Raw genomic sequence first — 26,565 nt, forward strand, 5'->3', positions numbered from 1 at the left:
CGCATCCAAGCCAAGCGGTCTGAACGATGCTCGACACGATGCGTTACGGATCGGCAACGGATAGGGGAATGGCGTGCGTCTCGTGTTGAAGATCGTCGGGGGCATCGTGCTGCTGGCGGTCGTGGTCGTCGCGCTGGCGGTGACGATCGTGCCGCGCTTTCTCGACCGCATCTACTACCGCGGGCCGGCAAGCGGACATTTCGACGGCGCACACTTTGCCAACCCCGACAACGACGCCGACACGCAGCAGATCCAACCGGCCGGCGGAGGGCGTGCGAGCTTCTTCTGGCGCTATTTCACCGGCAGCGATGGCCGTCCCGCCTGGCCGAAGACGGTCGCGGTAAACCGCATCGCACCACCCGCGCGCGTCGAGGGCGAGCGGATGATCGTGACATGGATCGGCCATGCGAGCGTGCTGATCCAGACGCAGGGGCTCAACATCCTCACCGATCCGGTCTGGGCGGAGAAGGCCGGACCGCTTGGCACCGGGCCGCGTCGTGTCGCCGAGCCGGGGATCGCGTTCGACGCACTGCCGAAGATCGACGTCGTGCTGGTCAGCCACAATCACTACGATCATCTCGACAAAGCGACGCTGCAACGGCTGTGGCAGCGCGACCGGCCGCGGATCGTCACGAGTTTGGGCAACGACAGCGTGATCGGCCAGACCGGGGCGGAAGCGACCGCGCTCGACTGGGGACAGCGGGTGGCGATCAAGCCGGGCGTCGCGGTCGCCGTAACGCGCAACCATCATTGGGGCAGCCGCTGGTTCACCGATCGCAATCGCGCGCTGTGGTCGAGCTTCGTCGTGACGCTGCCGGGCGGGAACGTGTTCTTTGCGGGCGATACCGGGATGGGCGACGGGAAGTGGCCGGTCGAAGCGGCGGCGCTCGGCCCGATCCGGCTGGCGCTGATCCCGATCGGCGCGTTCCGCTTCGTCGACGGGCAGATGGAATCAGGGAGCCATATCGGGCCGGTCGACGCGGTCGAGGTCTATCGCCGACTGGGCGCGGCGCACGCGATCCCGATCCACTGGGGGACGTTCCGGCTGTCGTTCGAGGGGTATGATACGCCGCCGAAACTGCTGGCGGCAGCGATGCGGTGCACGGGGCAGACTGGGTTCGCGCCGGTTGCGATTGGACGGCCGGTGGAGGTTGGGGCGTATGTGAAGCCTGCGGCGGTAACGCCGATGGCTCGGGCGGCTTTGCTGCAGTGTCTTGATACGCCGACGGTGCGGAACTTGCGCTAAATTCTCCGTCACCTCGGAGAAGTTCGGCGGTTATCCCCTTCGACCGAGTAAACCTGTTTCCCCGCGAAGGCGGGGACCCAGACTGGGCTCCCGCCTTCGCGGGAGAACAACGATAGAGAAAAGTGACGCCGCCCCCCATCCTACCACCCCGGCGAAGGCCGGGGCCCAATTGGGGAAGGCTGCTAACGGTGGACAGCTCTTCGTTACTGCCACCTTTCCAATTGGGCCCCGGCCTTCGCCGGGGTAGTATTTTCCTCAATCGCGCCCGCCCCTCACCCCATCTTGAACACGCAGAGCTTGTTGCCGTCCGGATCGCGAAAATACGCGCCGTAGAAACCCATTTCCTCGGGCCCCCGAGACCCAGGACCACCCTCGTCCGCGCCGCCCAGTTCGATCGCCTTGGCGTAAACCTGATCGACCTGCTCGCGCGAGTCCGCCGCCAGCGCGACCATCGTACCATTGCCCGCGGTCGCCGCCGCGCCGTCATAGGGCCTGCCGAACACCAGCATCGGCTTGTCCGCACCCGCGCCGTAGAAGGTGAGTTTCCGCTCGTCGGGCATCTGCATGAGCCGCTTGCCGCCGACCGTCACGAACAGCGCGTCGTAGAAGGTCAGCGCGGTATCGAGGTCGTTGGTGCCGAGCGTCGCGTAACCGATCATGGGTCTCTCCTCTTATGAATAAGGAGCGATATCGGAGGGTTACACGGGGGACGCAACTAGCTGTTCCTCCGCGAAGGCGGGGGTCCAGGCCCGAACCCTCCCGGCATTCAACGGTGATGTAATCCCTGGGCCCCCGCGTTCGCGGGGGAACAGCTGGCGTTGCGGTCGTGGATCAGCCAACGAAAGCGCGCTCGATGACGAACGTACCCGGCTTCGAATTCGCCCCCTCCTCGAAACCCTGCGCCTCGAGCATCACCGCGAATTCCTTGATCATCTCGGTCGAGCCGCACAGCATCGCGCGGTCGGTCTCGGGGTTGAGCTTCTGCTCGCCGCGGACCGGGTGGCCGAACAGCGACGCGTCCTCGATCAGCGCACCGATCCGCCGCGTGGTGCGGAACGGCTCGCGCGTCACGGTCGGGATGTAGTGGAACTGCGTCTGCGCCTCGTCGGCGATCAGCGGGTCCTCCGAGAGCAGCCCGACCATCTCGTCATGATACGCAAGATCGCTCACGCGGCGCACGCTATGCACGACGATCACCTGCTCATACGCGGCATACACATCGGGATCGCGCATCAGGCTGAGGAACGGCGCGAGGCCGGTGCCGGTCGAAAACATGAATAGCCGCTTCCCCGGCAACAGCGCGTCGAGCACCAGCGTGCCCGTCGGCTTCTTGCCGAGATACACCTCGTCGCCAGGCTGGATCAGCTGGAGCTTCGAGGTCAGCGGGCCGTCCTCGACCTTGATCGACAGGAACTCGAGCTCTTCCGAATAATGCGGCGACGCGATCGAATAGGCGCGCATGATCGGCTTGCCGCCTTCCTGCGGAAGACCGATCATCACGAACTCGCCCGACCGGAAGCGGAAAGTGGATGGCCGCTCGATCGCGAAGCTGAACAGATGTTCGTTCCAGTGACGCACCCACAGCACCTTGGCGTTGAGGAACGCAGGGGTCTCGGGGATCAGCGCGGGCGCGCGGGTTGCTTCGACGGTCGGGGCGGTCATGCGTCTATTCCTTGGCCTACGCGCAGGCGTTGGCGGATCGATGGCTTGCGAAACGGTCGCATTATGGGCGTGAGCCAGACGGGTCAACAACAGCTAAACTTGGCCTGCCCCAAACCACCGCCTCGCATCTCCCCGTTCTCCTGCGAACGCAGGAGCCCAGGATCACGAACGGCGTCCCTCAGTAACCCTAGGCTCCTGCGTTCGCAGGAGAACGAAGTTGGCTATCCCGGTGATCACTGGCCGTTGCCGACTCGAGCGATGTTCCCCATATTCCCCCTCGATGGCCATTCAGATCCGCACCAGTCTCGCCGAGCCCGAAACCGGCGAAAGCTTCGTCCCGCACCGCCCGACCGCGCGTCCCGACAAGGTCGAGGGCGGCAAGCGATTCAACCTCGTCAGCGAATACGAACCCGCGGGCGACCAGCCCACCGCGATCGCCGAACTCGTCTCCGCGATCGGCAACGGCGAGAAGGATCAGGTGCTGCTAGGCGTCACCGGCTCGGGCAAGACCTTCACGATGGCCAGCGTCATAAACCGCGTCCAGCGCCCCGCGCTGATCCTTGCGCCGAACAAGATCCTGGCCGCGCAGCTCTACGGCGAGATGAAGTCGTTCTTCCCCGACAACGCGGTCGAATATTTCGTCAGCTACTACGATTACTACCAGCCCGAGGCGTATGTCGCGCGCTCGGACACGTACATCGAGAAGGAATCGTCGACCAACGAGTCGATCGACCGGATGCGGCATTCCGCCACCCGCGCGCTGCTCGAACGCGACGACGTGATCATCGTCGCGTCGGTGTCGTGCCTGTATGGCATCGGCTCGGTCGAGACCTACTCCGCGATGATCTTCGACCTCAAGAAGGGTACGACGGTCGACCAGCGCGAGATCGTGCGAAAGCTCGTCGCGCTCCAGTACAAGCGCAACGACGCTGCGTTCCAGCGCGGCAATTTCCGCGTGAAGGGCGATACGCTGGAGATCTTCCCGTCACATTACGAGGACAGCGCGTGGCGCATCTCGTTCTTCGGCGACGATATCGAGGAGATCATCGAGTTCGATCCGCTGACCGGCAAGAAGGTCGCGTCGCTGAACTCGGTGCGCGTGTACGCGAATTCGCATTACGTGACGCCCGGTCCGACGCTCAAGCAGGCGGGCGAGGCGATCAAGCACGAGCTGGCCGAGCGGCTGAAGGAGCTGGTGCTGGAGGGCAAGCTGTTGGAGGCGCAGCGGCTTGAACAGCGCACCAACTTCGACCTGGAGATGATCGCGGCGACCGGATCCTGCGCGGGGATCGAGAATTACTCGCGCTTCCTCACCGGCCGCATGCCCGGCGAGCCGCCACCCACGTTGTTCGAATATCTCCCGGACAACGCTTTGCTGTTCGTCGACGAGAGCCATGTCACGATCGGCCAGATCAACGGCATGTCGCGCGGCGATCACCGTCGCAAACTGACGCTCGCCGAATACGGCTTCCGCCTGCCGAGCGCGATCGACAATCGTCCGCTGCGCTTCAACGAATGGGACGCGATGCGCCCGCCGACGACTTATGTCTCGGCGACCCCGGGCAGCTGGGAGATGGAGCAGACCGGCGGCGTGTTCGCCGAACAGGTCATCCGCCCGACCGGGCTGATCGATCCGCCCGTCGAGATCAAGCCGGTCGAGGAGCAGGTCCAGGACCTGATCGTCGAAGTCGGCAAAACGACCGCGCTCGGCTACCGCACCCTAGTCACCACCCTGACCAAGCGGATGGCGGAGGATCTGACCGAATATATGCACGAGGCGGGGATCAAGGTCCGCTACATGCACAGCGACGTCGAGACGCTGGAGCGGATCGAACTTATCAGAGATCTCCGGCTGGGCGTGTACGACGTGCTGATCGGCATCAACCTGTTGCGCGAGGGGCTCGATATCCCCGAATGCGGGCTGGTCGCGATCCTCGATGCGGACAAGGAGGGCTTCCTGCGCTCCGAAACGTCGCTGATCCAGACGATCGGTCGCGCGGCGCGCAACGTCGACGGCCGCGTGATCCTGTATGCCGACCGCGTCACCGGATCGATGGAGCGCGCGATGAACGAGACGTCGCGCCGTCGCGAGAAACAGGTCGCGTACAACACCGAGCACGGCATCACCCCGACGACGATCCGCCGCAACATCGGCGACATCATCGCGCACGTCGCGAGCCAGGATCAGGTGACGATCCCGATCGACGAGGACCGCCCGCACATGGTCGGCCACAACCTGCGCGCGTACATCGAGGACCTCGAGAAGCAGATGCGCAAGGCCGCGTCGGATCTCGAGTTCGAGACCGCCGGGCGTCTGCGCGACGAGATCCGCCAGCTGGAAAACGAGGAACTGGGTCTCCCGGTTGACCAGCAGAAGGCGCCGGTCATGGGACGTTCGAACGAGGGCAAGCCAGGGACGCGCAAAACGCGTTACGGCAAGAGCCAGAAAATGCGGATGGGGGGATCGCGGTCGCGGTGAACGCGGACGTCACCGGTGCAGGCAACTTAACCCGCACCGGTCGAAATGTAGCTTAGCCGACAACGAGATCTTCGCTGCTCGACCCGTAATAGCTTGCTACACGGTCGGCATATGCCTGGTCGAACACTGGTGCGTTGTTCGCCCAGCTCGGGCCGCCTTCGAGGACGCGCTTGTCGATCGTGACCACGTAAAGGTCGCGGACCGCGTCGAACTGGAGGAGCGCGAACGGCAGCGGGTAGAAGCTCTTGCCCATGCCGAGGAAGCCGCCGAGGCTGAGCACGGCGTGGGTGACGCGGCCGGTGCCCTTGTGGACCATGAACGCGTGGACCGAGCCGACATTGTCGCCGTCGCGGCTCTCGACCTTCATCGTGCCGGAGATGTTCGACTGGACGAGCAGCTGGGTTGGCGTCTGGGCGGCGGTATCGGACATGGACGTTCTCCTGATTTCTTCCGTCGTTGAACCGGTATCACCGTGCGGCGGTTCCCGCCGGCCGCTCTTCGTCGTACTTGAGCGACCGCCGGGCGTGCCGCATAGCGATGCGATGCGCACTCCGTCCCCTCCCCTCGTCGGCTTGCGATCGCTTGCCAGCCCTATCGCCCTGGCACGGCTTGCTGGTCTAGCGACTCTTGCCTCGATCGCCGGCTGCGTTGCGCCGCCACGTGTTGAAGCGCCGCCGCCCCCGCGTGAGCCCCCCCCCGCTCCGGCGCCACGTCCGGTGCCGATCGCTGCGGACTGGCGCGACTGGCCGTATTCGCCGGGGACGTGGGTGTATCGCCGGGATGCGCGCGGTTCGATCGCGTTGTTCGGGCCAGCCAATGCCGACGCGTCGCTGACGGTGCGGTGCGACACTACGGCGCGCCAAGTCTATCTATCGCGCGCGGGCAGTACGCCGACGCCGCTGACGATCCGCACATCAAGCGTTACGCGCGCCGTGTCCGTACAGCCGACCGGGGGCACGCCGCCCTATGTCGCGGCTACGCTGATGCCGAACGATTCGTTGCTGGAGGCGATGGGGTTCAGTCGCGGGCGGTTCGTCGTCCAGCAGGCCGGACTGGCGCCGCTCGTCGTGCCCGCCTGGGCCGAGATCGAGCGCGTTACCGAGGATTGCCGCGGCTGATTTCGACGAACCGGCGGTCCCACAGGATTGATCAAAAACTTCCGTAAAACAAGGCTTGTATCGCAGGCGCGCTCGGCACACATTGGCGTTGCGGTCAGGCTTGGCCGCGTTGTTTCAACAAGCGAAAGGAGGTGATCCGATGTCTCATGGTTCAGCAGTGAGTTCGGTTCGGTTCGTTCGGGGGACGCACCGCTAACGCCGCCGGTCCGCGTGGGGAGTATCCTCTCCCAGTCAACACGTGGTCCATAGGATAGGCGGTACGCATGGTCCTCCGGGCTGGAGCTCTCCGGCCGCTGACCATGTCAGGGGGCTGTCGGTTCGTCGTGAGACGATCCGGCAGCCTCTTTTCATTTGTGGGGTGGTGGGTTGACGATGGTGGTCGACCCAATTGCCATCTGCGACGAGATTGCGTCGAACGGGACTATGTTCGCTGTCCGTCGAAGTCACCCCGGTTTTTTCGAGCTGACGATGTCGACAGGTGCCGGCCGAGCCGGTGCCTCGCTTCGCCTCCGCACCCATCACCTTTGTGTTCCGCTTTACGGTTAGGACCAGGCAACCGAGCGCGCATTAGGCCAACGCTGCACCAGCCGAAGCGTTACAAGTGCATGCCCCGCCCCCGCCGTCATCCTGACGAAAGTCAGGATCCAGGGTCGCAAAGGGCTGCGTTTGATTACTCTGGATCCTGACTTTCGTCAGGATGACGGGAAAGACGCAGGAATGAGTGGGCTGCTTGGGCAAGCACCTGATCTACCATCTGTATTACCGCGCCCCGCCCTTGGTCCGTAACTACCCCTACAGGAAAGACTTAGCCCGGTTGAGCACGATGCTGCACATCCGCGTCTTCACCTGCCCACCGAGCTCGTCGAGCGAAAACGCCTGTCCGTTCGGCGCCTGCACTTCGCCGTCTTGTCCGGCGGCATAGCCCGGCGACGTCTGCACCCCCTGTCGCCCGATCAGACGCTGGAGGATCGATTGCGCGCCAGTATCCGGGGCTTTCGTGGTGCTGCCCGCTCGCGGTGCATTCCGTCCGCCGGTCAGCGCGCCAAGCGCACCACCCTGCCCAAGCAGATTGTTCTTAAGGCAATAACCGAGCAGGCCGGCGGCGTTACCGGCACCGATCGATCCGACGCTCGGCAACGCACCACCCAGCAAGCCATCCAGGCCGCCGAGTCCACCAAGACCGCCAAGACCGTTTCGAGTCGACGCCGACTCCGGTGCGGTGGTCTGCGCAGATGCGGACGTCGCGAGGGCGAAGGCTGCGACGAGGGCGATTGCGGTCTTGGGCATGATACGGAGCTCCGATAAGGTCGTGTTACCAACAGGACTGGCCGGGGTGCGTTCCGAGCTCGGCTTCGCTCAACCGCCCGCAAAGAACGCGTCGACGGATCCGCGCTTGGCGCTCAACGCCGCCGCCACCCGTCGGCGGGCATCGTAATACACCAGCGCCGTCGCGCCCGGACGGTCTTGCGAAGACGAGAGGCCTCCGCGTCCGTCAGGCTGCTCTCGCCCGCGACATGATCCGCATACCCCTCCTGCTGCCAAGTCGGGAGCATAACACTGCGCACTTCGCCAAGATGGTTGGCGAGCATAATGTGCGTCGTCTCGTGCGCGATCACGCCGGACAACGTGCGAGTGCCGCCCATCGCACGACCGTTCGTCACGCGGTCGGCGGCGACATCGCTGCGGTTAAGATGATCGCCGAACTGAAGGGCCGGCGGAACGCGAAGGCGTCCGGCGACTGGATCGCGAGAAACCGCCAGCGCCAGCCTCCGTCCGTCAGGAACAGCGACCGATCGAGCGAGCCGGTGTAGATCGGACTGGCGCGCAGCAACCCTTCCGCGCGCGCCAGTTCGCTGCGATCCGAGGATCGATCGGACGCTCGGCATAGACGGTGACGGTGCCGATTCGCTGCTCATACGGAAACGCTAGCAACTGCGGCGCGTAGACGACCGCGACAACAAGCAGAAGTAGGAAGGCCACGACCCACCGGACGGGCCCCCGCCCCCTTCTGCCTGCGCGCGTCGTCATGCCGGCGTCAGCAACCCCTCACGCGCGATCTTCTCACGCCAGACCAACGGTGCGAGCTGGTGGACGTTCTCGCCCGCGGAATCGACCGCAACGGTCACCGGGAAGTCGCTGACCTCGAACTCGTAGATCGCTTCCATGCCGAGATCCGCGAAGCCGACGACCTTCGATCCCTTGATCGCGCGCGCGACCAGATACGCCGCGCCGCCGACCGCCATCAGATACGCGGACTTGGCCTCGGCGATCGCCTTGGTCGCATCGCCGCCGCGTTCCGCCTTACCGACCATCGCCAGCAGGCCCTGGTCGAGCATCATCCGCGTAAACTTGTCCATCCGCGTCGCCGTGGTGGGGCCCGCAGGTCCGACGACTTCCTCGCCGACCGGATCGACCGGGCCGACGTAATAGATCACGCGACCCTTGAAATCGACCGGCAGCGGCTCGCCCGCATCGAGCATGTCCTTGATCCGCTTGTGCGCCGCATCGCGCCCGGTCAGCATCTTGCCGTTGAGCAGCAAGCGGTCGCCGTGCTTCCACGTCTGCACGACTTCGGGCGTCAGCGTGTCGAGATCGACGCGGATCGCGGCCCTGTCGGGCGTCCAGTTGACGTCGGGCCATTCCTCCAGCTTTGGCGCCTCCAGATACACCGGGCCCGAGCCGTCGAGCACGAAGTGCGCGTGGCGCGTGGCGGCACAGTTGGGGATCATGGCCACCGGCTTCGACGCGGCATGCGTCGGCCAGTCGAAGATCTTCACGTCGAGAATAGTCGAAAGCCCGCCCAGCCCCTGCGCGCCGATGCCAAGCGCGTTGACCTTGTCGTAGATCTCGATCCGCAGCGCCTCGATGTCGTTCCTGGGCCCGCGCGCCTTCAGCTGCGCCATGTCGATCGAGCCCATCAGCGACTGCTTGGCGAGGATCATCGACTTCTCGGCGGTGCCACCGATGCCGATCCCGAGCATGCCGGGCGGGCACCAGCCGGCACCCATCTGCGGGATCATCTCGAGCACCCAGTCGACGATCGAGTCGGACGGGTTCATCATCTTGAACTTCGACTTGTTCTCGCTGCCGCCCCCCTTCGCCGCGACGTCGATCGAGACGGTGTTGCCGGGCACCATCTCGACATGCATCACGCTCGGCGTGTTGTCCTTGGTGTTGCGGCGGGTGAAGGCGGGGTCGGCGAGGATCGACGCGCGCAGCTTGTTCTCGGGGTTGAGATAGGCTTTTCGCACGCCTTCATCGACGACTTCCTGCAAGCTGCGGGTCGACTCGAGGCGGCAATCCTGGCCCCATTTGACGAAGATCGTGACGATGCCGGTGTCCTGGCAGATCGGGCGGTGGCCCTCCGCGCACATCCGGCTGTTAGTCAGGATCTGCGCGATCGCATCCTTGGCGGCGGGCGATTGCTCCGCTTCGTACGCGACGCCCAGCGCGCGAATGTAGTCCATCGGGTGGTAGTAGCTGATGAACTGGAGTGCGTCGGCGACGCTTTCGATCAGGTCGGCTTCGGTGATGACGGTCATGCAGCGCCTTTACGGATACAGGTTTGCAGGCGTCTTAGCGGTGATCGCGCGATTTATGAAGACGGGGCCGTTGCGGTAATCGGGGCGCAAACAGCCAAAGGTTACGATAAGGTCACACCAACGTGCCCTCGGGTATCCGATGCCACCAAACGGAAAAGGCCGGGATGGCTTCACCGCCACCCCGACCTTTATCAATTATATCAAAGGCTTAATCAGATTACATCGGTGGCGTCAGGCCGTCCTTGCCGACGGCGACCGACCTGGCGCCCTTGGAGTCGGTCGAGATGATCGCGAACAGCTTCTGGCCCTTGGCGAGGACCGTGCGCTGGGCCGGCTCGAACCGGACGATCGGCGTGCCGACGGGGACGACGACTTGGGCCTTGCCGCCCTTGTACGAGATGCTCAGCTTGGTCTCGCCGGGCTTGCCTGCGCCACCGGTGACGGTGCCGTTGGTCATGCCGCTCTGCTGCGCGACCGTGCCGTTGGTCATCGCGCTCTGGCCATCGACCGTACCGTTGGTCATCGCGCTCTGCCCGTCGACTGTGCCGTTGGTCATTGCGCTGGACCCGTTCGTGCCGCCGCCCGCAGCCGCGACCGCGCCGGGGACGTCCCAGGGATAATGGCCTTCGCCGGTGCCGCGCATCGCCTCGGGGAAGATGACCAGTTCGACCGCGCGCAACGCGTCGTCGGGGCCGGTCGTCGCGGTGCCGATGAAGTCGCCGTCCTTGAGCGTCGACAGGTCGGACTTCACCACCCAGGCGAACTTGGTGTTGGCGTCGAGCGGCACGGTGGCCGACTTGCCGTCATAGGTCTGGACTGTCAGCGCATCGGTGCCGATCGCGGTGATGACGCCGCGGACGCGGTTGACCGCCGGGGTCGCGCTCGCCGCGGCGCTGGTGTTGCCCATGGCGATGTTCGCGGTCGTGGTGTTCGAGTCCGTCGAAGTCGTCTGACCACAGCCGCCGAGGACCGCGATCACGCCGCCCAGCAGCATCAGCTTTTTCGTCAACATCGCAGTAAGTCCTTCACAATATCAAAGCGTAGCGCCGAGACGGCACCGGCGATCGGTTCGCAGACGGCCATGATGATATGGTCGATGTGGGTCAACGCCGGAAGGGGCAATCGGTCGCATGCTACGGGCAGCGTCGACGAGTGAATGTCGGGCCATTTCCGCGGCGGCAAGGCGACTTCGGCTTTCCGCGCGGCGCTGCCCCGCCTAGAATGTGCCGATGCAGGATATCAGAAACATCGTCGTCCTGACGGGGGCGGGCATCTCGGCGGAGAGCGGGATCGCGACGTTTCGCGGGCCGGGCGGCTTGTGGGAAGGGCACCGTGTCGAAGACGTGTGCACGCCCGAGGCGCTCGCGGCGGATCCGGAACTGGTGCACCGGTTCTACGATCTGCGGCGTGCGGCTCTGGCGACGGTCGAGCCCAACGCAGCACACCACGCGCTGGCGCGGCTGGATGCGGCTTGGGAGGGCGAGTTGCTGATCGTTACGCAGAATGTCGACGACCTGCACGAGCGGGCGGGGGCGACGCGGATGCTGCATATGCATGGCGAGTTGTTGTCGGCCTTGTGTGCCGTTTGCGGCGCGCGTGAGGCTTGGACGGGGGCGTTGCCGGAGGGGTCGGTGTGCGGCGCGTGTGGGGCGGCGGCGTTGCGGCCGGACATCGTGTTCTTTGGGGAGATGCCGTACCAGATGGAGCGGATCGAGGCGGCGTTGGCGAAGGCCGATCTGTTCGTTTCGATCGGGACTTCGGGGGCGGTGTATCCGGCGGCGGGGTTCGTGCAGACCGCGGCGTATCATGGGGCGCGGACGCTGGAGCTGAACCTCGATCCGTCGATGGGGAGCGTGTTTTTCGAGGAAACGCGGATCGGTGCGGCGGGCGTGCTTGTACCGGCTTGGGTGGAGGAGGTGCTGTCCTAAGCTTGTTTCCCCGCGAAGGCGGGGGCCCAGACTGGTCCCCCGCCTTCACGGGGGACCATCCTGCTTTTAACCGCTACGCCACACCGCTTCCCCCCCGGCGAAGGCCGGGGTCCAATTGGAGAGGTCGCAGTAACGGTGCACTGCCCGCCGTTATGGGCGTCCCCCAATTGGGCCACGGCCTTCGCCGGGGTGGTGGTGGGTTAGTAGCTTCAGTACCCCTCGTGAACGACGGAAGATTGCTCTCCCGCGAAGGCGGGAGTCCAGGCTGGGCCCCCGCCTTCGCGGGGGAACAGTCTCTTGGGTGAGGGTCAGTCGACCCAGTCGAGGCCCATGTCGCGGTAGACTTCGCGGTCTTCGTCCCAGCCGGGTTTTACCTTTACGTGCAGGTACAGATGCACGGGCTTGCCGGTGATCGAGGCGAGTTCGATGCGGGAGCGGGCGCCGATTTCCTTGATGCGGACGCCGCCCTTGCCGAGCACGATCGCGCGCTGGGTGGGGCGTTCGACGAGGATCTGCTGGTGGATCTCCAGCGACCCGTCCTGGCGTTCGATATACTGCTCGGTCTCGATCGTGCTCGCATAGGGCAGCTCGGCGTGGAGCTGGAGATAGAGCTGCTCGCGCGTGACTTCGGACGCCAGTGCGCGTTCGGACGAGTCGGAGACCTGGTCTTCGGGATAGTGCCACGGACCTTCCGGCATCGCCTTGGCGAGCTGCGTCTTGAAGTGGGCGAGGCCGTCGCCGGTGCCGGCGCTGATGAAGAACGTCTCGGCGAACGGGAGCAATGCGTTCAGTTTCTCGGCGTGGATCAGCAGCTTGGTCTTGTCGGCGAGATCGACCTTGTTGAGGATCAGCCAGATCGGCTCGGTGCGGCCGACCAGCGATTCGACGATCGTGGTGACCTTGCCGCCGATACCGCCCTTGGCGTCGACCACCAGTGCGATGATGTCGGAGCCCTCCGCGCCGCCCCAGGCGGCGGCGACCATCGCGCGATCGAAGCGGCGCTTGGGCTCGAAGATGCCGGGGGTGTCGACGAGCAGGATCTGCGTGTCTCCCTCGATCGCGACGCCCATCAGCTTCGCGCGCGTCGTCTGCGCCTTGGGGCTGACGATCGCGACCTTCTGGCCGACGAGCGCGTTGACGAGCGTCGACTTGCCCGCGTTCGGCGCGCCGACGATGGCGACTAGGCCGCAATGCTTGGTATCGGGCTTGGTATTCGTTTCAGTCACATATGCTCTTTTCGAACTGGTGTTGCGTTCGGCTGTACAGGGAAAATGGCCGTCCGTCATCGCGTCGCGAGAAGGTCGAAGAAGGCAGTTTTGTTCGCGCAAAGGCGCAAAGGCGCGGAGGGGTTGCGAGCGGTAATCAGGTATCGCCCCAAACGGCTCCGAGATACTCGGCGGCGCATGATTGCGGCGCGCGCGAGCCCCATCCACACCACCTCCGCGCCTTTGCGCGAACAAAACTGCCTTCTCAGCCCAGCTTCTCCAGGAGCGCCTTGGCTGCCGCGGTTTCGGCTTCCTGTTTGCTGGAGCCCGTCGCAGTCGCTTCGGCTAGCTTGCCGACTGACACCAGCATCGTGAATTTGGGGGCGTGGCCGGGGCCGGTGCGTTCGACGATGGTATATTCGGGGGGCTTGCGGTTGTGCGCGGCGGCCCATTCCTGGAGCGCGGACTTGGGGTGTTGCGGGGCTTTTGCGCCCGCCTGGACACGGTCGCCCCATGCGCCGCGGACGAAGGCGCGCGCGGCGTCGAGGCCGGCTTCCTGGTACCAGGCGCCGATCAGCGCCTCCATCACGTCGCCGAGCACGTTGTCGCTGTCGCTGGCGCCGTCGTCGCGCGCCTGCTTGCCGAGTTTGAGGTGCGCGCGGACGCCGAGTTCGCGGGCGACGTCGGCGCAGACGGGGCCGGTGACGAGTGCGTTTAGGCGTTTCGACAGCGAGCCCTCGGGGTCGGTCGCGAACAGTTCGTACAGCCATTCGGCGATGATCAGGCCGAGCACGCGGTCGCCTAGGAACTCGAGACGCTCGTAGTTCGCCGCGGCCTGGCTGCCGTGAGTCAGCGCACGCTCATAGGGGGCGAGGTTGGTCGGTGCGCGGCCGAAGAGCGTCTTCAGCCAGCCGGCGAGGTCGCTCAAAAGCCTTCCCCGATACGGCTCCAGCGCGCGGCACTGACCCAGGTCCAGGGCTTCAGCCATTCGGCATCGCCGTCGGTCGAGAAGAAATTGACGACGGCCTTGCCCTCGACGTTGGCGAGCGGGACGTAGCCCATGCCCTGCGGCGCGGGGAAGCGGCTGTCGCCGCTGTCGTCGCGGTTGTCGCCCATCACGAAGATGTGGCCGGCGGGGATCGTGTAGTGTCCGGTGTCGTCGCGGTCGGGAAGTTCGGCCTGGTCGAGGACTTCGTAGCTGCGGCCGCCGGGAAGCGTTTCGCGGAAGCGCGGGTAGCGGCAGATCTGAACGTTCGCGACGACGTCGACGAACGGCGCGCCGCATTTCTCGGCGTTGAAGTTCTCGGTCAGCGGGATCGTGAAGTCGGCGATGCGGAGCTTCGGGATCGCCTTGCCGTTGAGGTAGACGGTCCCCTGACGCATCTGGACGGTCTCGCCGGGCAGGCCGATGACGCGCTTGATGACGTCGTGGTCGAGCACTTCGGGCGCGCGGAAGACGACGACGTCGCCGCGGGTCGGGGTGCTGCCGAAGATGCGGCCGGGGATCAGCGGGATACCGGCGGGGAGCGACCAGCGCGAATAGCCGTAGTTCCACTTCGAGACGAAGAGATAGTCACCGATCAGCAGCCGGGGGAGCATCGATTCGGACGGGATGCTGAACGGCGCGAAGATGAAGCTGCGCAGGATCAGCACGACCACGGCGAGTTTCAGCAGGAAGCGGAACGTTTCGCTCGTCTCAGAGCGCTTGGGTTTGGTCTTAACGTCATTTGCCATGTGCGCGGGTTTGCGCAGACCGCGCCTATCGTCAAGCGTGTGCGGGATACGTGTCACCGAAAGAGCGTTGTCGCGGTCTCGCGCTTGCAGCATGACCGGCGCGCACGTCTATTCGGAGAAGCAGCATGACCGCCGACTGGTCCAAGATCGAAGCCCTGCCCGCCACCAAGCTGACCGACCTGTTCGCAGCGGACTCGGAGCGCCTCTCGAAGCTGAGCCTCGATGTCGCGGGGATCCACTTCGACTGGTCGAAGACTCACCTGACGACGGACATGGTGACGGCGTTCGAGGAGATGGCGAAGGCACAGGACCTCGCCGGCAAGCGCCAGGCGCTGTTCTCGGGCGAGGTCGTCAACGTCACCGAGGGCCGCGCGGTCGAGCACACTGCCGAGCGCGGCGAGGGCAAGCCCGAGAGCGTCGCGATCGCGCAGGCGAGCCACCAGCGGATGCGGACGCTGATCGATGCGATCGAGGCGGAAGCGCTCGGGCCGGTGCGGCATATCCTGCATGTCGGGATCGGTGGGTCGGCGCTGGGGCCGCAGTTGCTGGTCGATGCGCTGGGGCGTGACGACAAACGTTATGACGTTGCGATCGTCGCCAATGTCGATGGCGTCGCGCTGGAGGACGTGTTCGCGAAGTTCGATCCGGCGGCGACGTTGCTGGTGGTCGCGTCGAAGACGTTCACCACGACCGAGACGCTGATGAACGCCGAAAGCGTGCTGCAGTGGATGACCGAGCATAATGTCGAGGACCCCTATGGCCGCGTGATCGCGCTGACCGCGTCGCCCGAAAAGGCGATGGAATGGGGTGTCGACGAAACGCGCATCCTGCCGTTCGCGGAGAGCGTCGGTGGGCGGTATTCGCTGTGGTCGACGATCGGTTTCCCGGCGGCGATCGCGCTTGGCTGGGACAAGTTCGAGGAGCTGCTCGAGGGTGCGGCCGAGATGGACCGGCATTTCCGACTCTCCGCGCTGCACGAGAACGCGCCGGCGCTCGCGGCGTTCGCCGACCTGTATTACACGCAGATCCGCCATGCCGAGACGCGCGCGCCGTTCGCGTATGACGAGCGGTTGCGGTTGCTGCCGAGCTATCTCCAGCAGCTGGAGATGGAGTCGAACGGCAAGTCCGTGACGGTCGACGGCCAGCCGCTCGGGCGTCCGTCGGCGGCGATCACCTGGGGTGGCGTCGGTACGGAGGCGCAGCATGCGGTGTTCCAGTTGCTCCACCAGGGCACGCATCTCGTGCCGGTTGAGTTCATCGCGGTGATCGAGTCGGGCGACACCTTGCCCGAGGAGCATCACCGCGCGCTGTTGCTGAACGCGTTTGCGCAGGGTGCGGCGCTGATGGCCGGCAAGCAGGTCGAGGATCCGGCGCGGAGCTATTCGGGCGATCGGCCGTCGTCGACGTTGCTGCTCGACGACCTCGACGCGCACACGCTCGGCGCGCTGATCGCGTTTTATGAGCACCGGGTGTTCGTGAACGGCGTGCTGCTGGGGATCAACTCGTTCGACCAGTTCGGGGTCGAACTCGGGAAGGAAATGGCGAAGGCGGCGGAGAAGGGCGGGCAGACGTTCGATCCTTCGACCGACGATCTGATCAAGCGCGCGTTCGGGTAAAGCCCCGTCGTCATCCCGGACTTGATCCAGGATCCAGAGCCAAGAGCGACAACGTCTGCGGCTCTGGATCCTGGGTCGAGCCCAGGATGACGGGAGCTTTGGTGAAGCGGGGGCGTTCCCGTTTCATGCCCATCATCCTCGCCGTAGCGCTCGCCGCTTCCCCGACTATCGCTCAGATGAGGTGGGAGCGGCGCGTGTTGATCGTTGCGGCGCCCTCCGCCGAAGACACGGTACTTGCCGAGCAGCGCCGCATCCTCGCCAACTGGAAGAGCAACGCCGACGCGCGCGACCTCACCATCGTCGAAATCGTCGGCGACACGGTCCGCGGCACCTCCGACACGGCCGCCGGCCTCCGCCGCAAATACCGCCTCCCCGCCGCCTTCACCGCGATCCTGATCGGCAAGGACGGCGGCGAAAAACTCCGCAGTGCGAAGCCCTTTCCTGCCGCCGCACTGGAGGCGACGATCGATGCGATGCCGATGCGCAAGGCCGGCCAGCGATAGAGTGCGGCGATCAGCGTGATCGCCGCGCCGGGGTTGTGGCGTCGCGTCCCCTGCCCCAGATGGCATGCAAAGCCGCTCCCAAGCGGCACGCGACGTACAAGGACTGCCCGTGACCGACACCGAATCCGCGACCGATACCCAATTCGACTACGACCTCTTCGTCATCGGCGCAGGCTCGGGCGGTACACGAGCCTCGCGCGTTGCCGCCGCCCACGGGGCACGCGTCGCGGTTGCCGAGGAATATCGGGTCGGCGGCACCTGCGTCATTCGGGGCTGCGTGCCGAAGAAACTGCTGATCTACGGCGCGCATTTCGCCGAGGATCTGAAGGACGCCAAGCGGTTCGGCTGGCAGGTACCCGACGACTGTGCGTTCAGCTGGCCGACATTGCGTGACAACGTGATGGAGGAGGTCGACCGGATTAACGGCGCCTACACGACCACGCTCCAGAACAATCACGTCGACATCATCCACCAACGCGCGGTCGTCTCCGGCCCCAACGAAGTCACGCTCGCCGACGGCACCGTAAAAACGGCAGCCAAGATCCTGATCGCGGTCGGCGCGCATCCCTTGGTGCCTGAGTTTCCCGGTTCCGAGCACGGCATCACCTCGAACGAAGTGTTCCATCTCGACGACGTACCGAAGCGCGTGCTGATCGCCGGCGCAGGCTATATTGCCAACGAATTCGCCGGGATCTTCCACCAGTTCGGATCGCACGTCACGCTGGTCAACCGCACCGACGTGATCCTGCGCGGCTATGACGAGTCGATCCGCGACCGCCTGCTCCAGATCTCGATGAGCAAGGGCATCGATTTCCGCTTCAACGCCGCGTTCGAGAGCATCGAGAAGGACGAGAACGGGTGTCTCACGGTCAGGATGAGCGGACACGAGCCGATCACCGTCGACCTCGTGATGTTCGCGACTGGCCGCCTGCCTAACACCAAGGGCCTCGGGCTCGAAAGCGCGGGCGTCGAGATGGACGCGGCGGGCGCGGTGATCGTCGACGAGGACAACCGGTCGAGCTGCGACTCGATCTTCGGGGTCGGCGACGTCACCAACCGGATCCAGCTGACCCCGGTCGCGATCCGCGAGGGGCAGGCGTTCGCGGACACCTTCTTCGGCAACAAGCCGACGCGGGTCGATTATGCCAACGTCCCAGCCGCGGTATTCAGCCACCCGCCGATGGCCGGCGTCGGCATGACCGAGTCGCAGGCGAAGGAGGCGCTCGGTTCGGTGAAGGTCTACACGTCCGACTTCCGGCCGATGAAGAACGTGCTGGCGGGCCGCAAGGAGCGCTCGCTGTACAAGATGATCTGCGACGGCGAGACCGACCAGGTGGTCGGCATCCACATGATCGGTCCGGACTGCCCGGAGATCCTTCAGTCCGCCGCGGTCGCGGTGAAGGCGGGGCTGACCAAGGCCGATTTCGACGCGACCGTCGCGCTGCATCCGACGATGGCGGAAGAGCTTGTCTTGATGAAGTGAGACCTTCGGGCTTTGCGTTGCGGGAACGACACGGTAGATCGGGCGCATACCCGATCCTCGAAAGGTTCCAGCATGCGTGAAGCCGCCATCGTCTCGACCGCCCGTACCGCTATCGGCAAGGCGTATCGCGGCGCGTTCAATGCGACCGAGGCGCCGGTGCTGGCGGGGCATGTGATGAACGCGGTGGTCGAGCGCGCGGGGATCGATCCGGCGCGGATCGACGAGGTGTTCTGGGGCGTCGGCAACCAATGGGGCACGCAAGGGGGGAATGCCGGCCGGATGGCGATCTTCGCCGGCGGACTGCCGGAGTCGATCCCCGCCTTCACGCTCGACCGGAAATGCGGGTCGGGCTTGACCGCGGTGGCGCTCGCGGCGCGGACGATCATCTGCGACGAGGCCGACGTCGCGCTGGCCGGCGGGATGGAGTCGATCAGCTATACCGTCACCAAGGACGCGCCGCGGTTCGTCAACGCCAGCGTGATCGCGAAGGAGCCGGCGGCGTATATCCCGATGATCGAGACCGCTGAGATCGTTGCGGAGAAATACGGCATCAGCCGCGAGGCGCAGGACGCCTATGCGGCGATGAGCCAGCAGCGTGCCGCCGCCGGGCTGGCGAACGGGGCGTTTGCCCAGGAGATCGTGCCGATCACCGTCGAGAAAGCGCTGTACGACAAACAGGGCGCGCATGCCGGGATCGAGAGCGTCACGCTGTCGCAGGACGAGGGCATCCGCGCCGGCACGACGCTGGAAGGGCTACGCGGGCTGAAGACGGTGTGGCCGGGCGGCGAGTTTTCCGGGCCGGGGTCGAGTGTCACCGCGGGCAATGCGAGCCAGCTGTCCGACGGCGCGTCGGCGCAGCTGCTGATGGATCGCAGGACTGCTGAGGCTGAGGGCAAGGACATCCTCGGCATCTATCGCGGGTTCCAGGCGGCGGGGTGCAGCCCGGCGGAAATGGGGATCGGGCCGATCTTCGCGATCCCGAAACTGCTCGAGCGTGCGGGGTTGTCGGTCGGCGACATCGGGCTCTGGGAGCTGAACGAAGCGTTCGCGTCGCAATGCCTGTATTGCCGGGATTTCCTTGGGATCGATCCGGAGAAGTACAACGTCAATGGCGGCGCGATCGCGGTCGGGCATCCGTTCGGGATGACCGGCTCACGACTGGTCGGCCATGCGCTGATCGAGGGGCGCAAGCGGGGGGTACGCTATGTCGTGGTGTCGATGTGCACCGCAGGCGGCATGGGCGCCGCGGGGTTGTTCGAAATCGTGTGATCTTCCTCGCCTCTCAATGAAGGAGGAGTTGGGGGTGGGTTGGCTGCCGTGGGGTTCAGAATAGTGAGGCCGATCACCGTCCTCCCAGCGAAAGCTGGGATCTCCCCGTGAGAGCCGCGGCACCCGCCAATCGGGATACCCCAGCTTTCGCTGGGGTGACGGTTGTTGCGCCGTGAAATTATTGCGCTGCTCAAGCCGGCCGACCCACGCCGCCCCCCCCTTTCAGGGAGGGGGGGAAGGAAGCGAACAGTTGCCGGCCTCAGTCGGCGAAGAGGAGGACGGGGGTTTCGAGGTATTTCTTGAGGCCCTGGACGAAGCTTGCCGCGTCCCAGCCGTCGACGACGCGGTGGTCGCAGCTGATCGACAGGTTCATCAGTTTCGCACGGACGACTTCGTCGCCCCCTCTTCCATCAGACCGGAAGACCGGGCGTTCGACGATCTTGTTGGGGCCGATGATCGCGACTTCTGGGCGGTTGATGACCGGGGTGGTCGCGATGCCGCCGAGCGGGCCGAGCGACGTCACGGTGATCGTGCCGCCGCCCATTTCGTTGGGTGCGAGTTTTCCGGCGCGTGCGGCTTCGGCGAGGCGCGTGATCTCGGTGGCGAGCTGCCAGACGTTGCGGTCCTGTGCGTCGCGGATCACGGGGACGGTGAGCCCCGCGTCGGTCTGCGCGGCCATGCCGAGATGGATGGCGCCGTGCCGCGTGACCACGCCAGCCTCGTCGTCGTAGCGCGCGTTGAGCATCGGGAAGTCGGGGATCGTCTTGCAGATCGCGACGATCATCAGCGGCAGCATGGTGAGCTTCGGGCGGCCGCCGCGGTTGGCGTTGAGGTCGGCGCGCATCGCTTCCAAGGCGGTGACGTCGATCTCGTCGACATAGGTGAAGTGCGGGATCGCGCGCTTCGAGGCGGCCATGTTCTCGGCGATGCGGCGACGCATGCCGATGACCTTGATGGGCTGGTCCTCGCGGGCGCGCGACGCATGCGGGGGGTGGTAGCCTTCGCCCGAGCCGTAGCGGAGGTAGGCGTCGAGGTCGGCGTGGCGGACGCGGTCGGAGTCGGTCTTTACCGAGGCGAGGTCGATGCCGAGGTCGCGGGCGCGTGCGCGGACTGCGGGGGATGCGAGCGCGTGGGTCTTCTGCTCCGCGTCAGCCGCAGGAACGGCTCGCGCCTTCTGCTCCCTCTCCCCTGCGGAGAGAGCACGTGCTTGCTGCTCCCTCTCCCCGTTGGGGAGAGGGCTGGGGTGAGGGGTTGGGGCAGTTGCTGGCGTTTCCGCTTGGGGCTGCCCCTCACCCCGACCCTCTCCCCGGAGGGGAGAGGGAGTTGCCTCTACCACCTCTTCGACGCCCGGGTTCTCGGCTTCGTATTGTTCGGCGGTCTCGGCCTGGGCGGAGGTCAGCGGCGCGGCGACGACTTCGTCCGCGGCGTCGACCGCGTCCGTCTCGATCACCACCAGCGCAGCGCCGATCGACACCTGGTCGCCGACCTCGCCCGCGAGTTCGACGACCACGCCGGTCACCGGCGACTCCATCTCGACGGTGGCCTTGTCGGTCATCATGTCGGCGATCGGCGAATCCTCTTCGACGCGGTCGCCGATGGCGACGTGCCATGCGACGATCTCGGCCTCGGAGATGCCTTCGCCGATGTCCGGCAGCTTGAAGGTGAAGCGGGCCATTATGCGTCCTTCATGATCTTCTTGAGGGCTTCGCCGATGCGGACGGGCCCTGGGAAATACGCCCATTCGAGGCTGTGCGGGTACGGCGTGTCGAACCCGGTCACGCGCTCGATCGGCGCCTCGAGATGGTAGAAACAGCGTTCCTGGACGATCGCCGACAGCTCCGCGCCGAACCCGCTGGTACGAGTCGCCTCGTGGACGATCATGCAGCGGCCGGTCTTCTTCACCGAGGCCTCGATCGTCTCGATGTCGAGCGGGACGAGCGTGCGTAGGTCGACGATCTCCGCGTCGATCCCGGCTTCGGCGACGACGGCCGCGCAGACATGGACCATCGTGCCGTAGGCGAGGATGGTGAGCGCCTCGCCCGCGCGGACGATCTTCGCCTTGCCGAGCTCGATCTTGTAATAGCCGGTCGGGACTTCGCCGGCCGGATGCTTCGACCAGTTCTGCGACGGGCGATCCCAGTATCCGTCGAACGGGCCGTTGTAGATGCGCTTGGGCTCGAAGAAGAGCGTCGGATCATTGTCCTCGATCGCGGCGATCAGCAGGCCCTTGGCATCATAGGGCGTCGACGGGATCACCGTCTTGATGCCCGACATGTGGGTGAAAAGCCCCTCCGGCGACTGGCTGTGCGTCTGGCCGCCGAAGATGCCGCCGCCGAACGGCGAGCGCACCGTGATCGGCGAGGTGAACTCGCCGGCGGAACGGTAGCGCAGACGTGCGGCTTCGGAGACGAGCTGGTCGAGCGCGGGGTAGATATAGTCGGCGAACTGGATTTCGGGGACGGGGCGCAGGCCGTACGCGCCCATGCCGACTGCGACGCCGATGATGCCGCATTCGGTGATCGGCGTGTCGAACACGCGGGTCTTGCCGTGCTTGGCCTGAAGGCCGGCGGTCGCGCGGAACACGCCGCCGAAATAACCGACGTCCTCGCCCATGACGATCACGTCCGGGTCGCGCTCCATCATGATGTCCATGGCGGAGTTGATCGCCTGGATCATGTTCATGCGTGCGGTGGGTTCGGTACCTGCGTGGCTCGACGAGGCCGCAGCCGCTTCCGCTGCTTCGGTTGCGCCCGACCCACGTGCTTCAGTCACGTCGCTCATACAAACACCTTCGTCACCCCAGCGAAAGCTGGGGTCTCATGCCGCGAGGGCACGCTCGATAACCGGGATATCCCAGCTTTCGCTGGGATGACGGAGTTTGGTGGGGCCTGGTTGGGCTGGGCGCTCATGCCTTGATATCCCAAGGGCGGCCGCTCGCGGATTCCTCGTCGAGCATTTGCTGGCGCTGCTCCTTCAGATGCCACGGCATCTCCTCGAACACGCCGTCGAACAGCGACTCGAGCGGCTGGTGGAGGCCGTGGCCGAGGATGCCGTTCTTCTCGGCTTCCTTCTGCGCGGCCTTGACCTGCTCGGCGAGTTCCTTGTCCTGTGCCGCGTGGCGCTCCTCGTCCCATTCGCCGATCGCGATCAGGTGATCCTTGAGGCGCTTGATCGGGTCGCCGAGCGGCCAGGCATTGGGTTCGCCTTCGCTGCGATACTGGCCGGGGTCGTCGGAGGTCGAATGGCCTTCTGCGCGATAGGTGAAGTGCTCGATCAGCGTCGGGCCCTGGTTGGTGCGCGCGCGCTCGGCGGCCCATTCGGTCGCTGCGTAGACCGCGAGCGCGTCGTTGCCGTCGACGCGGAGTCCGGCAATCCCATAGCCGACCGCGCGCGCCGCGAACGTCGTCGCCTCGGCACCGGCGAACCCGGAGAAGCTGGAGATCGCCCACTGGTTGTTGACGACGTTGAAGATCACCGGTGCGCGGTAGACCGCGGCGAACGTGCAGGCCGAGTGGAAGTCGCCCTCCGCGGTCGAGCCTTCGCCGCACCAGGTGGCGGCGATCCGCGTGTCGCCCTTGGCGGCGGACGCCATCGCCCAGCCGACAGCCTGCGGATACTGCGTCGTGAGGTTGCCCGAGATCGAGAAGAAGCCGGCTTCCTTGACCGAATACATGATCGGCAGCTGCTTGCCGCCGAGCCGGTCCGCCGTGTTCGAATAAATCTGGTTCATCATGTCGACGAGGCTCCAGCCCCGCGCGATCAACAGGCCTTGTTGACGGTACGAGGGGAAGCACATGTCCTCGTAATCGAGCGCGTAGGCTGCCGCGACCGCGACCGCCTCCTCGCCAAGCGCCTTCATGTAGAAGCTGGTCTTGCCCTGACGCTGCGCACGGAACATGCGCTCGTCGAACGCGCGGAGCAAAGCCATGCTGCGCAACATGCGGCGCATCACGTCGGGCGAAAGCTTGGGGTCCCAGGGGCCGACCGCGTTGCCGTCGTCGTCGAGCACGCGGACCAATGTGTAGGCGAGATCGATGAAGTCGGACGCCTTGTCCGCGGTGTCGGGACGGCGCGCCTCGCCGGCGGGCGGCACGTCGACTTCGGCGAAGTCCACCGCGTCGCCGGGGCGGAACTTCGGCTCGGGGATATGCAGCGTAAGTGGCTGCAAATTGGCGCGCGGATGCTCGCTTGCCATCGTCATTCCATCTCCATGAGGCCGCTGTGACCGCGGAACACTCTTACCGAGGCTTGTTATTAAATTTCAACGTAGATTGCGAGGGGGAGTTGCGCATTCACGATGTGCCGCGCGGATTTTTTCTCCCCCTTTGCAGAATTCAGCCGCCGACGGTCTGCTCGATCACGCCGAAGATCGGATGGCGCTTGTCGTCTTCCGCCCAGATCCGCACGACATCGCCCTGCTTGAGGAACGGCGTGACGGGCTTGCCGCCCTGGATCGTCTCGATCGTCCGCACTTCGGCGAGACAGGAATAGCCGACGCCGCCCTCGGCAACCGATTTGCCGGGGCCACCATCGGGGCCGCGGTTCGAGACGGTGCCCGAGCCGACGATCGTCCCCGCGCCGAGCTTGCGGGTCTTGGCGGCGTGCGCGACCAGCGTACCGAAATCGAACGTCATGTCCTCGCCGGCCTCGGCGCGGCCGAGCGGCTGGCCGTTAAGGTCGACCATCAGCTTGCGGTGCAACTTGCCGTCCTTCCACCAGTCGCCGAGCGAGTCGGGGGTGACGAAGACGGGCGAGAACGCGCTGGCCGGCTTCGACTGGAAGAAGCCGAAGCCCTTGCCGAGCTCGCCGGGGATCAGGTTGCGCAAGCTCACGTCGTTGGTCAGCCCGACCAGCAGGATCGCCGCCAGCGCCTCGTCGCGACTCGCGCCAAGCGGCACGTCGCCGGTGACGACGACGACCTCGGCCTCCATGTCGCAACCCCAGGACTCGTCGGCGAGCGGGATCGGATCGCGGGGCCCGAGGAACCCGTCCGAGCCACCTTGGTACATCAACGGATCGTGCCAGAAGCTGTCGGGCATTTCCGCCGCACGCGCCTGTCGCACGAGCGCAACATGATTCACGTAGGCCGATCCGTCCGCCCATTGATACGCGCGCGGCAACGGCGACTCGGCGTCATGCTCGTGAAAGCGCCGCATTGGGATCATCTCGTGCTCGAGATCGGTCGACAGGTTCTTGAGGTCGATAGAAAGCCGATCCCAGTCATCGAGCGCGGCCTGCAGCGTCGGCGCGATGTGGCTGGCATCGGCGTACCAGGCGAGGTCGTTGGAGACGACGACAAGCTTGCCGTCTCGCCCGCGGGTGGCGTCGGGATGCTTCAGGCTGGCCAGTTTCATGCAGCGGATCCTCTATTGTTTGCACGCATCCTACGCCCGCGACGCTGGTCAAGTCGAGCTTGCTGCGCGCACCGAAACTGATTTTGGTAAGAGCGCAGGGAGCGCCGGCCTGCTAGGAATTGGGCTTGCGTAACGGTTGAGGAAGTCGAGCATGCCCAGATACTTCTTCGACATCGACAACCATAAACACGTCAATGACGACGACGGCACCGATTTGGCCGACGACGAGGTAGCGCGTGTCCAGGCGGTCATTTTCGCGGGCGATTATCTTAGCGATCATCCCGCGATCGCGCGCCACGGCGCACATTTTCGTGTCGCGGTCCGCAACGACCAGGGGCATGTGCTGCTCGCCGTCGCGGTCACGATAGACGAACCGGGAAGCCCTCATGCGGGCGCCTCCGGTTCATTACATGCCTGACGCGGGAGTCGACCGGGCGCCGTGCCCTAAGGACATCGGAACGCCCCGCAATAATATAACATGGGTTTTGTCAGTCCGCTCAATCCTGGGATAAGGTGCGACATCCGCCAACGCGCTATCCCAGTGAGGGTGACAGCGAGAAACGAGTGCTCCTGCCCTGATGCGGAGAGTGCACGTGGATATGTCCACCGTGACTGACCAGGTTACACGGAAGTTCGAGTCGCGGATGGCGCTGCGTGCGGATGACCGTGCTCAGATCGCTGCGCTGCCGTTCAAGGTGCGGACGATCGATGCGTCGACCTACATGCTGCGCGAAGGCCAACGTCCGACCCGGTGCGCCTTCATCCTTGCTGGTCTCGCTTATCGTCAAAAGCTGACGCCCAATGGCGAGCGCGAGATCGTGTCGATCCTGATGCCCGGCGAGTTCGTCGACCTGCAGAACCTGTTCCTCGATGAATCCGATCACGACATCCAGGCGCTGACCCGGCTGACGTTGGCCGAAGTGCCGATCGTGGCGCTGCGTCAATTTATCGAGGCGTGCCCGACCGCGGGTCAGGCCTTGTGGATCGATGCGCTGGTCGAGGCATCGATCCACCGCGAGTGGCTGCTCAACGTCGGTCGGCGCAACGCGCGCAGCCGGTTGGCGCATCTGCTCTGTGAATTTTCCGTGCGGTTCAAGAAGTCGACGCTCGGGGATGCCATGGCCTACGAGTTGCCGATGACTCAGGAACAGCTTGGCGACGCGCTTGGGCTGACCCCCGTGCACGTGAACCGTGTCCTGAAATCGCTCGAGAACGACGGGCTGATCGCGCGCAAGAAGCGGCAGGTAAGCGTGACCGACTGGCCCCGCCTGCGCGACGCCGCGGAGTTCAACGAGCGCTATCTGCATCTGGGCCAGATCCGGACCTGACGTCGCCAGGGGTGCGAAAAGGGGCCGAAGGTTGACTTTTCGACTGTGGTTCGCCAAATGGCGGCCATCGAGGCGTAATGCAGCGTGATTGGACCCTA

Annotated in this window: 25 protein-coding genes; 10 read left to right on the forward strand and 15 right to left on the reverse strand. The window is 65.4% G+C overall.

Annotated elements, in window-relative coordinates; genetic code table 11:
- Positions 1-82 precede the first annotated feature (82 nt).
- Entirely contained in the window at positions 83-1,246 is a 1,164-nt protein-coding gene (locus tag U1763_RS13385; protein WP_332755806.1) for an MBL fold metallo-hydrolase, read from the forward strand.
- A 272-nt stretch (positions 1,247-1,518) separates the two neighbouring features.
- On the opposite strand, the gene U1763_RS13390 is transcribed toward U1763_RS13385, so the two are convergent.
- Together U1763_RS13390 and U1763_RS13395 are read right to left on the reverse strand one after the other, a co-directional pair.
- Positions 1,519-1,905 carry a VOC family protein gene (locus tag U1763_RS13390; RefSeq protein ID WP_332755590.1) on the reverse strand — a complete coding sequence of 129 codons (387 nt, stop codon included), beginning with the start codon at positions 1,903-1,905 and terminating at the stop codon, positions 1,519-1,521.
- Between the two features lie 172 nt (positions 1,906-2,077).
- Positions 2,078-2,908 (reverse strand): ferredoxin--NADP reductase, encoded by an 831-nt coding sequence (locus tag U1763_RS13395; protein WP_332755591.1) that lies wholly within the window; start codon positions 2,906-2,908, stop codon positions 2,078-2,080.
- A gap of 280 nt (positions 2,909-3,188) precedes the next feature.
- On the opposite strand from U1763_RS13395, the gene uvrB reads away from it, so the two are divergent.
- A complete protein-coding gene (gene uvrB, locus U1763_RS13400; RefSeq protein ID WP_332755592.1) occupies positions 3,189-5,387 on the forward strand; it encodes an excinuclease ABC subunit UvrB in 2,199 nt (732 codons plus the stop codon).
- A gap of 52 nt (positions 5,388-5,439) precedes the next feature.
- On the opposite strand, the gene U1763_RS13405 is transcribed toward uvrB, so the two are convergent.
- Positions 5,440-5,817 (reverse strand): PRC-barrel domain-containing protein, encoded by a 378-nt coding sequence (locus U1763_RS13405; protein WP_056065550.1) that lies wholly within the window; start codon positions 5,815-5,817, stop codon positions 5,440-5,442.
- 286 nt (positions 5,818-6,103) lie between these two features.
- Between U1763_RS13405 and U1763_RS13410 the strand changes: the two genes are divergently transcribed.
- The gene (locus U1763_RS13410) at positions 6,104-6,505 is read left to right on the forward strand and encodes a hypothetical protein (RefSeq protein WP_332755593.1); all 402 of its coding nucleotides are present in this window, start codon (positions 6,104-6,106) and stop codon (positions 6,503-6,505) included.
- Positions 6,506-7,297: 792 nt separating this feature from the next.
- Here the strand turns inward: U1763_RS13410 and U1763_RS13415 are convergent.
- The 5 genes from U1763_RS13415 to U1763_RS13435 form a co-directional block, all read right to left on the reverse strand.
- Positions 7,298-7,792: a DUF2501 domain-containing protein gene (locus tag U1763_RS13415; protein WP_132737461.1), complete on the reverse strand. Its 495-nt coding sequence runs from the start codon at positions 7,790-7,792 to the stop codon at positions 7,298-7,300.
- 113 nt (positions 7,793-7,905) lie between these two features.
- Positions 7,906-8,166 carry a hypothetical protein gene (locus tag U1763_RS13420; protein WP_165886493.1) on the reverse strand — a complete coding sequence of 87 codons (261 nt, stop codon included), beginning with the start codon at positions 8,164-8,166 and terminating at the stop codon, positions 7,906-7,908.
- The gene (locus tag U1763_RS13425) at positions 8,163-8,336 is read right to left on the reverse strand and encodes a hypothetical protein (protein ID WP_165886492.1); all 174 of its coding nucleotides are present in this window, start codon (positions 8,334-8,336) and stop codon (positions 8,163-8,165) included. Before U1763_RS13425 ends, U1763_RS13420 begins: the two co-directional genes overlap by 4 nt.
- Positions 8,337-8,529: 193 nt before the next feature.
- A complete protein-coding gene (locus tag U1763_RS13430; RefSeq protein ID WP_132737455.1) occupies positions 8,530-10,047 on the reverse strand; it encodes a fumarate hydratase in 1,518 nt (505 codons plus the stop codon).
- Between the two features lie 217 nt (positions 10,048-10,264).
- Complete coding sequence (locus tag U1763_RS13435) at positions 10,265-11,059, reverse strand: hypothetical protein (RefSeq protein WP_332755594.1); 795 nt, start codon at positions 11,057-11,059, stop codon at positions 10,265-10,267.
- A gap of 217 nt (positions 11,060-11,276) precedes the next feature.
- Here U1763_RS13435 and U1763_RS13440 point away from each other — a divergent pair, with 217 nt between their 5' ends.
- Positions 11,277-11,975: an NAD-dependent deacylase gene (locus U1763_RS13440; RefSeq protein WP_332755595.1), complete on the forward strand. Its 699-nt coding sequence runs from the start codon at positions 11,277-11,279 to the stop codon at positions 11,973-11,975.
- A 308-nt stretch (positions 11,976-12,283) separates the two neighbouring features.
- On the opposite strand, the gene era is transcribed toward U1763_RS13440, so the two are convergent.
- The 3 genes from era to lepB all read right to left on the reverse strand — a co-directional run bounded on the left by era (position 12,284) and on the right by lepB (position 14,914).
- The gene (era, locus tag U1763_RS13445) at positions 12,284-13,201 is read right to left on the reverse strand and encodes a GTPase Era (protein ID WP_332755596.1); all 918 of its coding nucleotides are present in this window, start codon (positions 13,199-13,201) and stop codon (positions 12,284-12,286) included.
- 244 nt (positions 13,202-13,445) lie between these two features.
- Positions 13,446-14,108 carry a ribonuclease III gene (rnc, locus tag U1763_RS13450; protein WP_107954640.1) on the reverse strand — a complete coding sequence of 221 codons (663 nt, stop codon included), beginning with the start codon at positions 14,106-14,108 and terminating at the stop codon, positions 13,446-13,448.
- Entirely contained in the window at positions 14,105-14,914 is an 810-nt protein-coding gene (gene lepB, locus U1763_RS13455) for a signal peptidase I (RefSeq protein WP_332755597.1), read from the reverse strand. The genes rnc and lepB overlap by 4 nt, the downstream gene beginning before the upstream one ends.
- Positions 14,915-15,039: 125 nt before the next feature.
- On the opposite strand from lepB, the gene pgi reads away from it, so the two are divergent.
- From pgi to U1763_RS13475, 4 genes are all read left to right on the forward strand, one after another.
- A complete protein-coding gene (gene pgi / locus U1763_RS13460) occupies positions 15,040-16,530 on the forward strand; it encodes a glucose-6-phosphate isomerase (RefSeq protein WP_332755598.1) in 1,491 nt (496 codons plus the stop codon).
- Between the two features lie 176 nt (positions 16,531-16,706).
- Positions 16,707-17,033: a DUF4174 domain-containing protein gene (locus U1763_RS13465; RefSeq protein ID WP_332755599.1), complete on the forward strand. Its 327-nt coding sequence runs from the start codon at positions 16,707-16,709 to the stop codon at positions 17,031-17,033.
- A gap of 109 nt (positions 17,034-17,142) precedes the next feature.
- Positions 17,143-18,516, forward strand: coding sequence for a glutathione-disulfide reductase (gene gorA / locus U1763_RS13470; protein WP_332755600.1), 1,374 nt, complete (start codon positions 17,143-17,145; stop codon positions 18,514-18,516).
- A gap of 72 nt (positions 18,517-18,588) precedes the next feature.
- The gene (locus U1763_RS13475; protein ID WP_332755601.1) at positions 18,589-19,785 is read left to right on the forward strand and encodes a thiolase family protein; all 1,197 of its coding nucleotides are present in this window, start codon (positions 18,589-18,591) and stop codon (positions 19,783-19,785) included.
- A 259-nt stretch (positions 19,786-20,044) separates the two neighbouring features.
- Here U1763_RS13475 and U1763_RS13480 read toward each other — a convergent pair whose 3' ends face one another.
- The 4 genes from U1763_RS13480 to U1763_RS13495 all read right to left on the reverse strand — a co-directional run bounded on the left by U1763_RS13480 (position 20,045) and on the right by U1763_RS13495 (position 25,139).
- On the reverse strand, positions 20,045-21,460 hold the full coding sequence (locus tag U1763_RS13480; RefSeq protein ID WP_332755602.1) for a dihydrolipoamide acetyltransferase family protein: 1,416 nt from the start codon (positions 21,458-21,460) through the stop codon (positions 20,045-20,047).
- Positions 21,460-22,467 (reverse strand): alpha-ketoacid dehydrogenase subunit beta, encoded by a 1,008-nt coding sequence (locus U1763_RS13485; protein WP_056053047.1) that lies wholly within the window; start codon positions 22,465-22,467, stop codon positions 21,460-21,462. Before U1763_RS13485 ends, U1763_RS13480 begins: the two co-directional genes overlap by 1 nt.
- Positions 22,468-22,690: 223 nt before the next feature.
- Entirely contained in the window at positions 22,691-23,980 is a 1,290-nt protein-coding gene (locus U1763_RS13490) for a thiamine pyrophosphate-dependent enzyme (protein WP_332755807.1), read from the reverse strand.
- 139 nt (positions 23,981-24,119) lie between these two features.
- Positions 24,120-25,139, reverse strand: coding sequence for a fumarylacetoacetate hydrolase family protein (locus U1763_RS13495; RefSeq protein ID WP_107954629.1), 1,020 nt, complete (start codon positions 25,137-25,139; stop codon positions 24,120-24,122).
- A 151-nt stretch (positions 25,140-25,290) separates the two neighbouring features.
- On the opposite strand from U1763_RS13495, the gene U1763_RS13500 reads away from it, so the two are divergent.
- Both U1763_RS13500 and U1763_RS13505 read left to right on the forward strand, forming a co-directional pair.
- Complete coding sequence (locus U1763_RS13500; RefSeq protein ID WP_132737420.1) at positions 25,291-25,557, forward strand: DUF6894 family protein; 267 nt, start codon at positions 25,291-25,293, stop codon at positions 25,555-25,557.
- 181 nt (positions 25,558-25,738) lie between these two features.
- Positions 25,739-26,467 (forward strand): Crp/Fnr family transcriptional regulator, encoded by a 729-nt coding sequence (locus U1763_RS13505; RefSeq protein ID WP_332755603.1) that lies wholly within the window; start codon positions 25,739-25,741, stop codon positions 26,465-26,467.
- Positions 26,468-26,565: the final 98 nt, after the last annotated feature.

It is taken from the genome of Sphingomonas sorbitolis (assembly GCF_036663875.1).
Taxonomy (GTDB): domain Bacteria; phylum Pseudomonadota; class Alphaproteobacteria; order Sphingomonadales; family Sphingomonadaceae; genus Sphingomonas.

What these genes read in the sequence shown, in the direction of transcription:
- U1763_RS13480 (WP_332755602.1), bottom strand. Translation starts at nt 21,460, where the DNA reads ATGGCCCGCTTCACCTTCAAGCTGCCGGACATCGGCGAAGGCATCTCC.
- U1763_RS13390 (WP_332755590.1), bottom strand. Translation starts at nt 1,905, where the DNA reads ATGATCGGTTACGCGACGCTCGGCACCAACGACCTCGATACCGCGCTG.
- uvrB (WP_332755592.1), top strand. Translation starts at nt 3,189, where the DNA reads ATGGCCATTCAGATCCGCACCAGTCTCGCCGAGCCCGAAACCGGCGAA.
- U1763_RS13395 (WP_332755591.1), bottom strand. Translation starts at nt 2,908, where the DNA reads ATGACCGCCCCGACCGTCGAAGCAACCCGCGCGCCCGCGCTGATCCCC.
- U1763_RS13490 (WP_332755807.1), bottom strand. Translation starts at nt 23,980, where the DNA reads ATGGCAAGCGAGCATCCGCGCGCCAATTTGCAGCCACTTACGCTGCAT.
- U1763_RS13495 (WP_107954629.1), bottom strand. Translation starts at nt 25,139, where the DNA reads ATGAAACTGGCCAGCCTGAAGCATCCCGACGCCACCCGCGGGCGAGAC.
- U1763_RS13505 (WP_332755603.1), top strand. Translation starts at nt 25,739, where the DNA reads ATGTCCACCGTGACTGACCAGGTTACACGGAAGTTCGAGTCGCGGATG.
- pgi (WP_332755598.1), top strand. Translation starts at nt 15,040, where the DNA reads ATGACCGCCGACTGGTCCAAGATCGAAGCCCTGCCCGCCACCAAGCTG.
- U1763_RS13485 (WP_056053047.1), bottom strand. Translation starts at nt 22,467, where the DNA reads ATGAACATGATCCAGGCGATCAACTCCGCCATGGACATCATGATGGAG.
- U1763_RS13405 (WP_056065550.1), bottom strand. Translation starts at nt 5,817, where the DNA reads ATGTCCGATACCGCCGCCCAGACGCCAACCCAGCTGCTCGTCCAGTCG.
- U1763_RS13500 (WP_132737420.1), top strand. Translation starts at nt 25,291, where the DNA reads ATGCCCAGATACTTCTTCGACATCGACAACCATAAACACGTCAATGAC.
- U1763_RS13415 (WP_132737461.1), bottom strand. Translation starts at nt 7,792, where the DNA reads ATGCCCAAGACCGCAATCGCCCTCGTCGCAGCCTTCGCCCTCGCGACG.
- lepB (WP_332755597.1), bottom strand. Translation starts at nt 14,914, where the DNA reads ATGGCAAATGACGTTAAGACCAAACCCAAGCGCTCTGAGACGAGCGAA.
- U1763_RS13435 (WP_332755594.1), bottom strand. Translation starts at nt 11,059, where the DNA reads ATGTTGACGAAAAAGCTGATGCTGCTGGGCGGCGTGATCGCGGTCCTC.
- U1763_RS13430 (WP_132737455.1), bottom strand. Translation starts at nt 10,047, where the DNA reads ATGACCGTCATCACCGAAGCCGACCTGATCGAAAGCGTCGCCGACGCA.
- U1763_RS13475 (WP_332755601.1), top strand. Translation starts at nt 18,589, where the DNA reads ATGCGTGAAGCCGCCATCGTCTCGACCGCCCGTACCGCTATCGGCAAG.
- U1763_RS13440 (WP_332755595.1), top strand. Translation starts at nt 11,277, where the DNA reads ATGCAGGATATCAGAAACATCGTCGTCCTGACGGGGGCGGGCATCTCG.
- U1763_RS13465 (WP_332755599.1), top strand. Translation starts at nt 16,707, where the DNA reads ATGAGGTGGGAGCGGCGCGTGTTGATCGTTGCGGCGCCCTCCGCCGAA.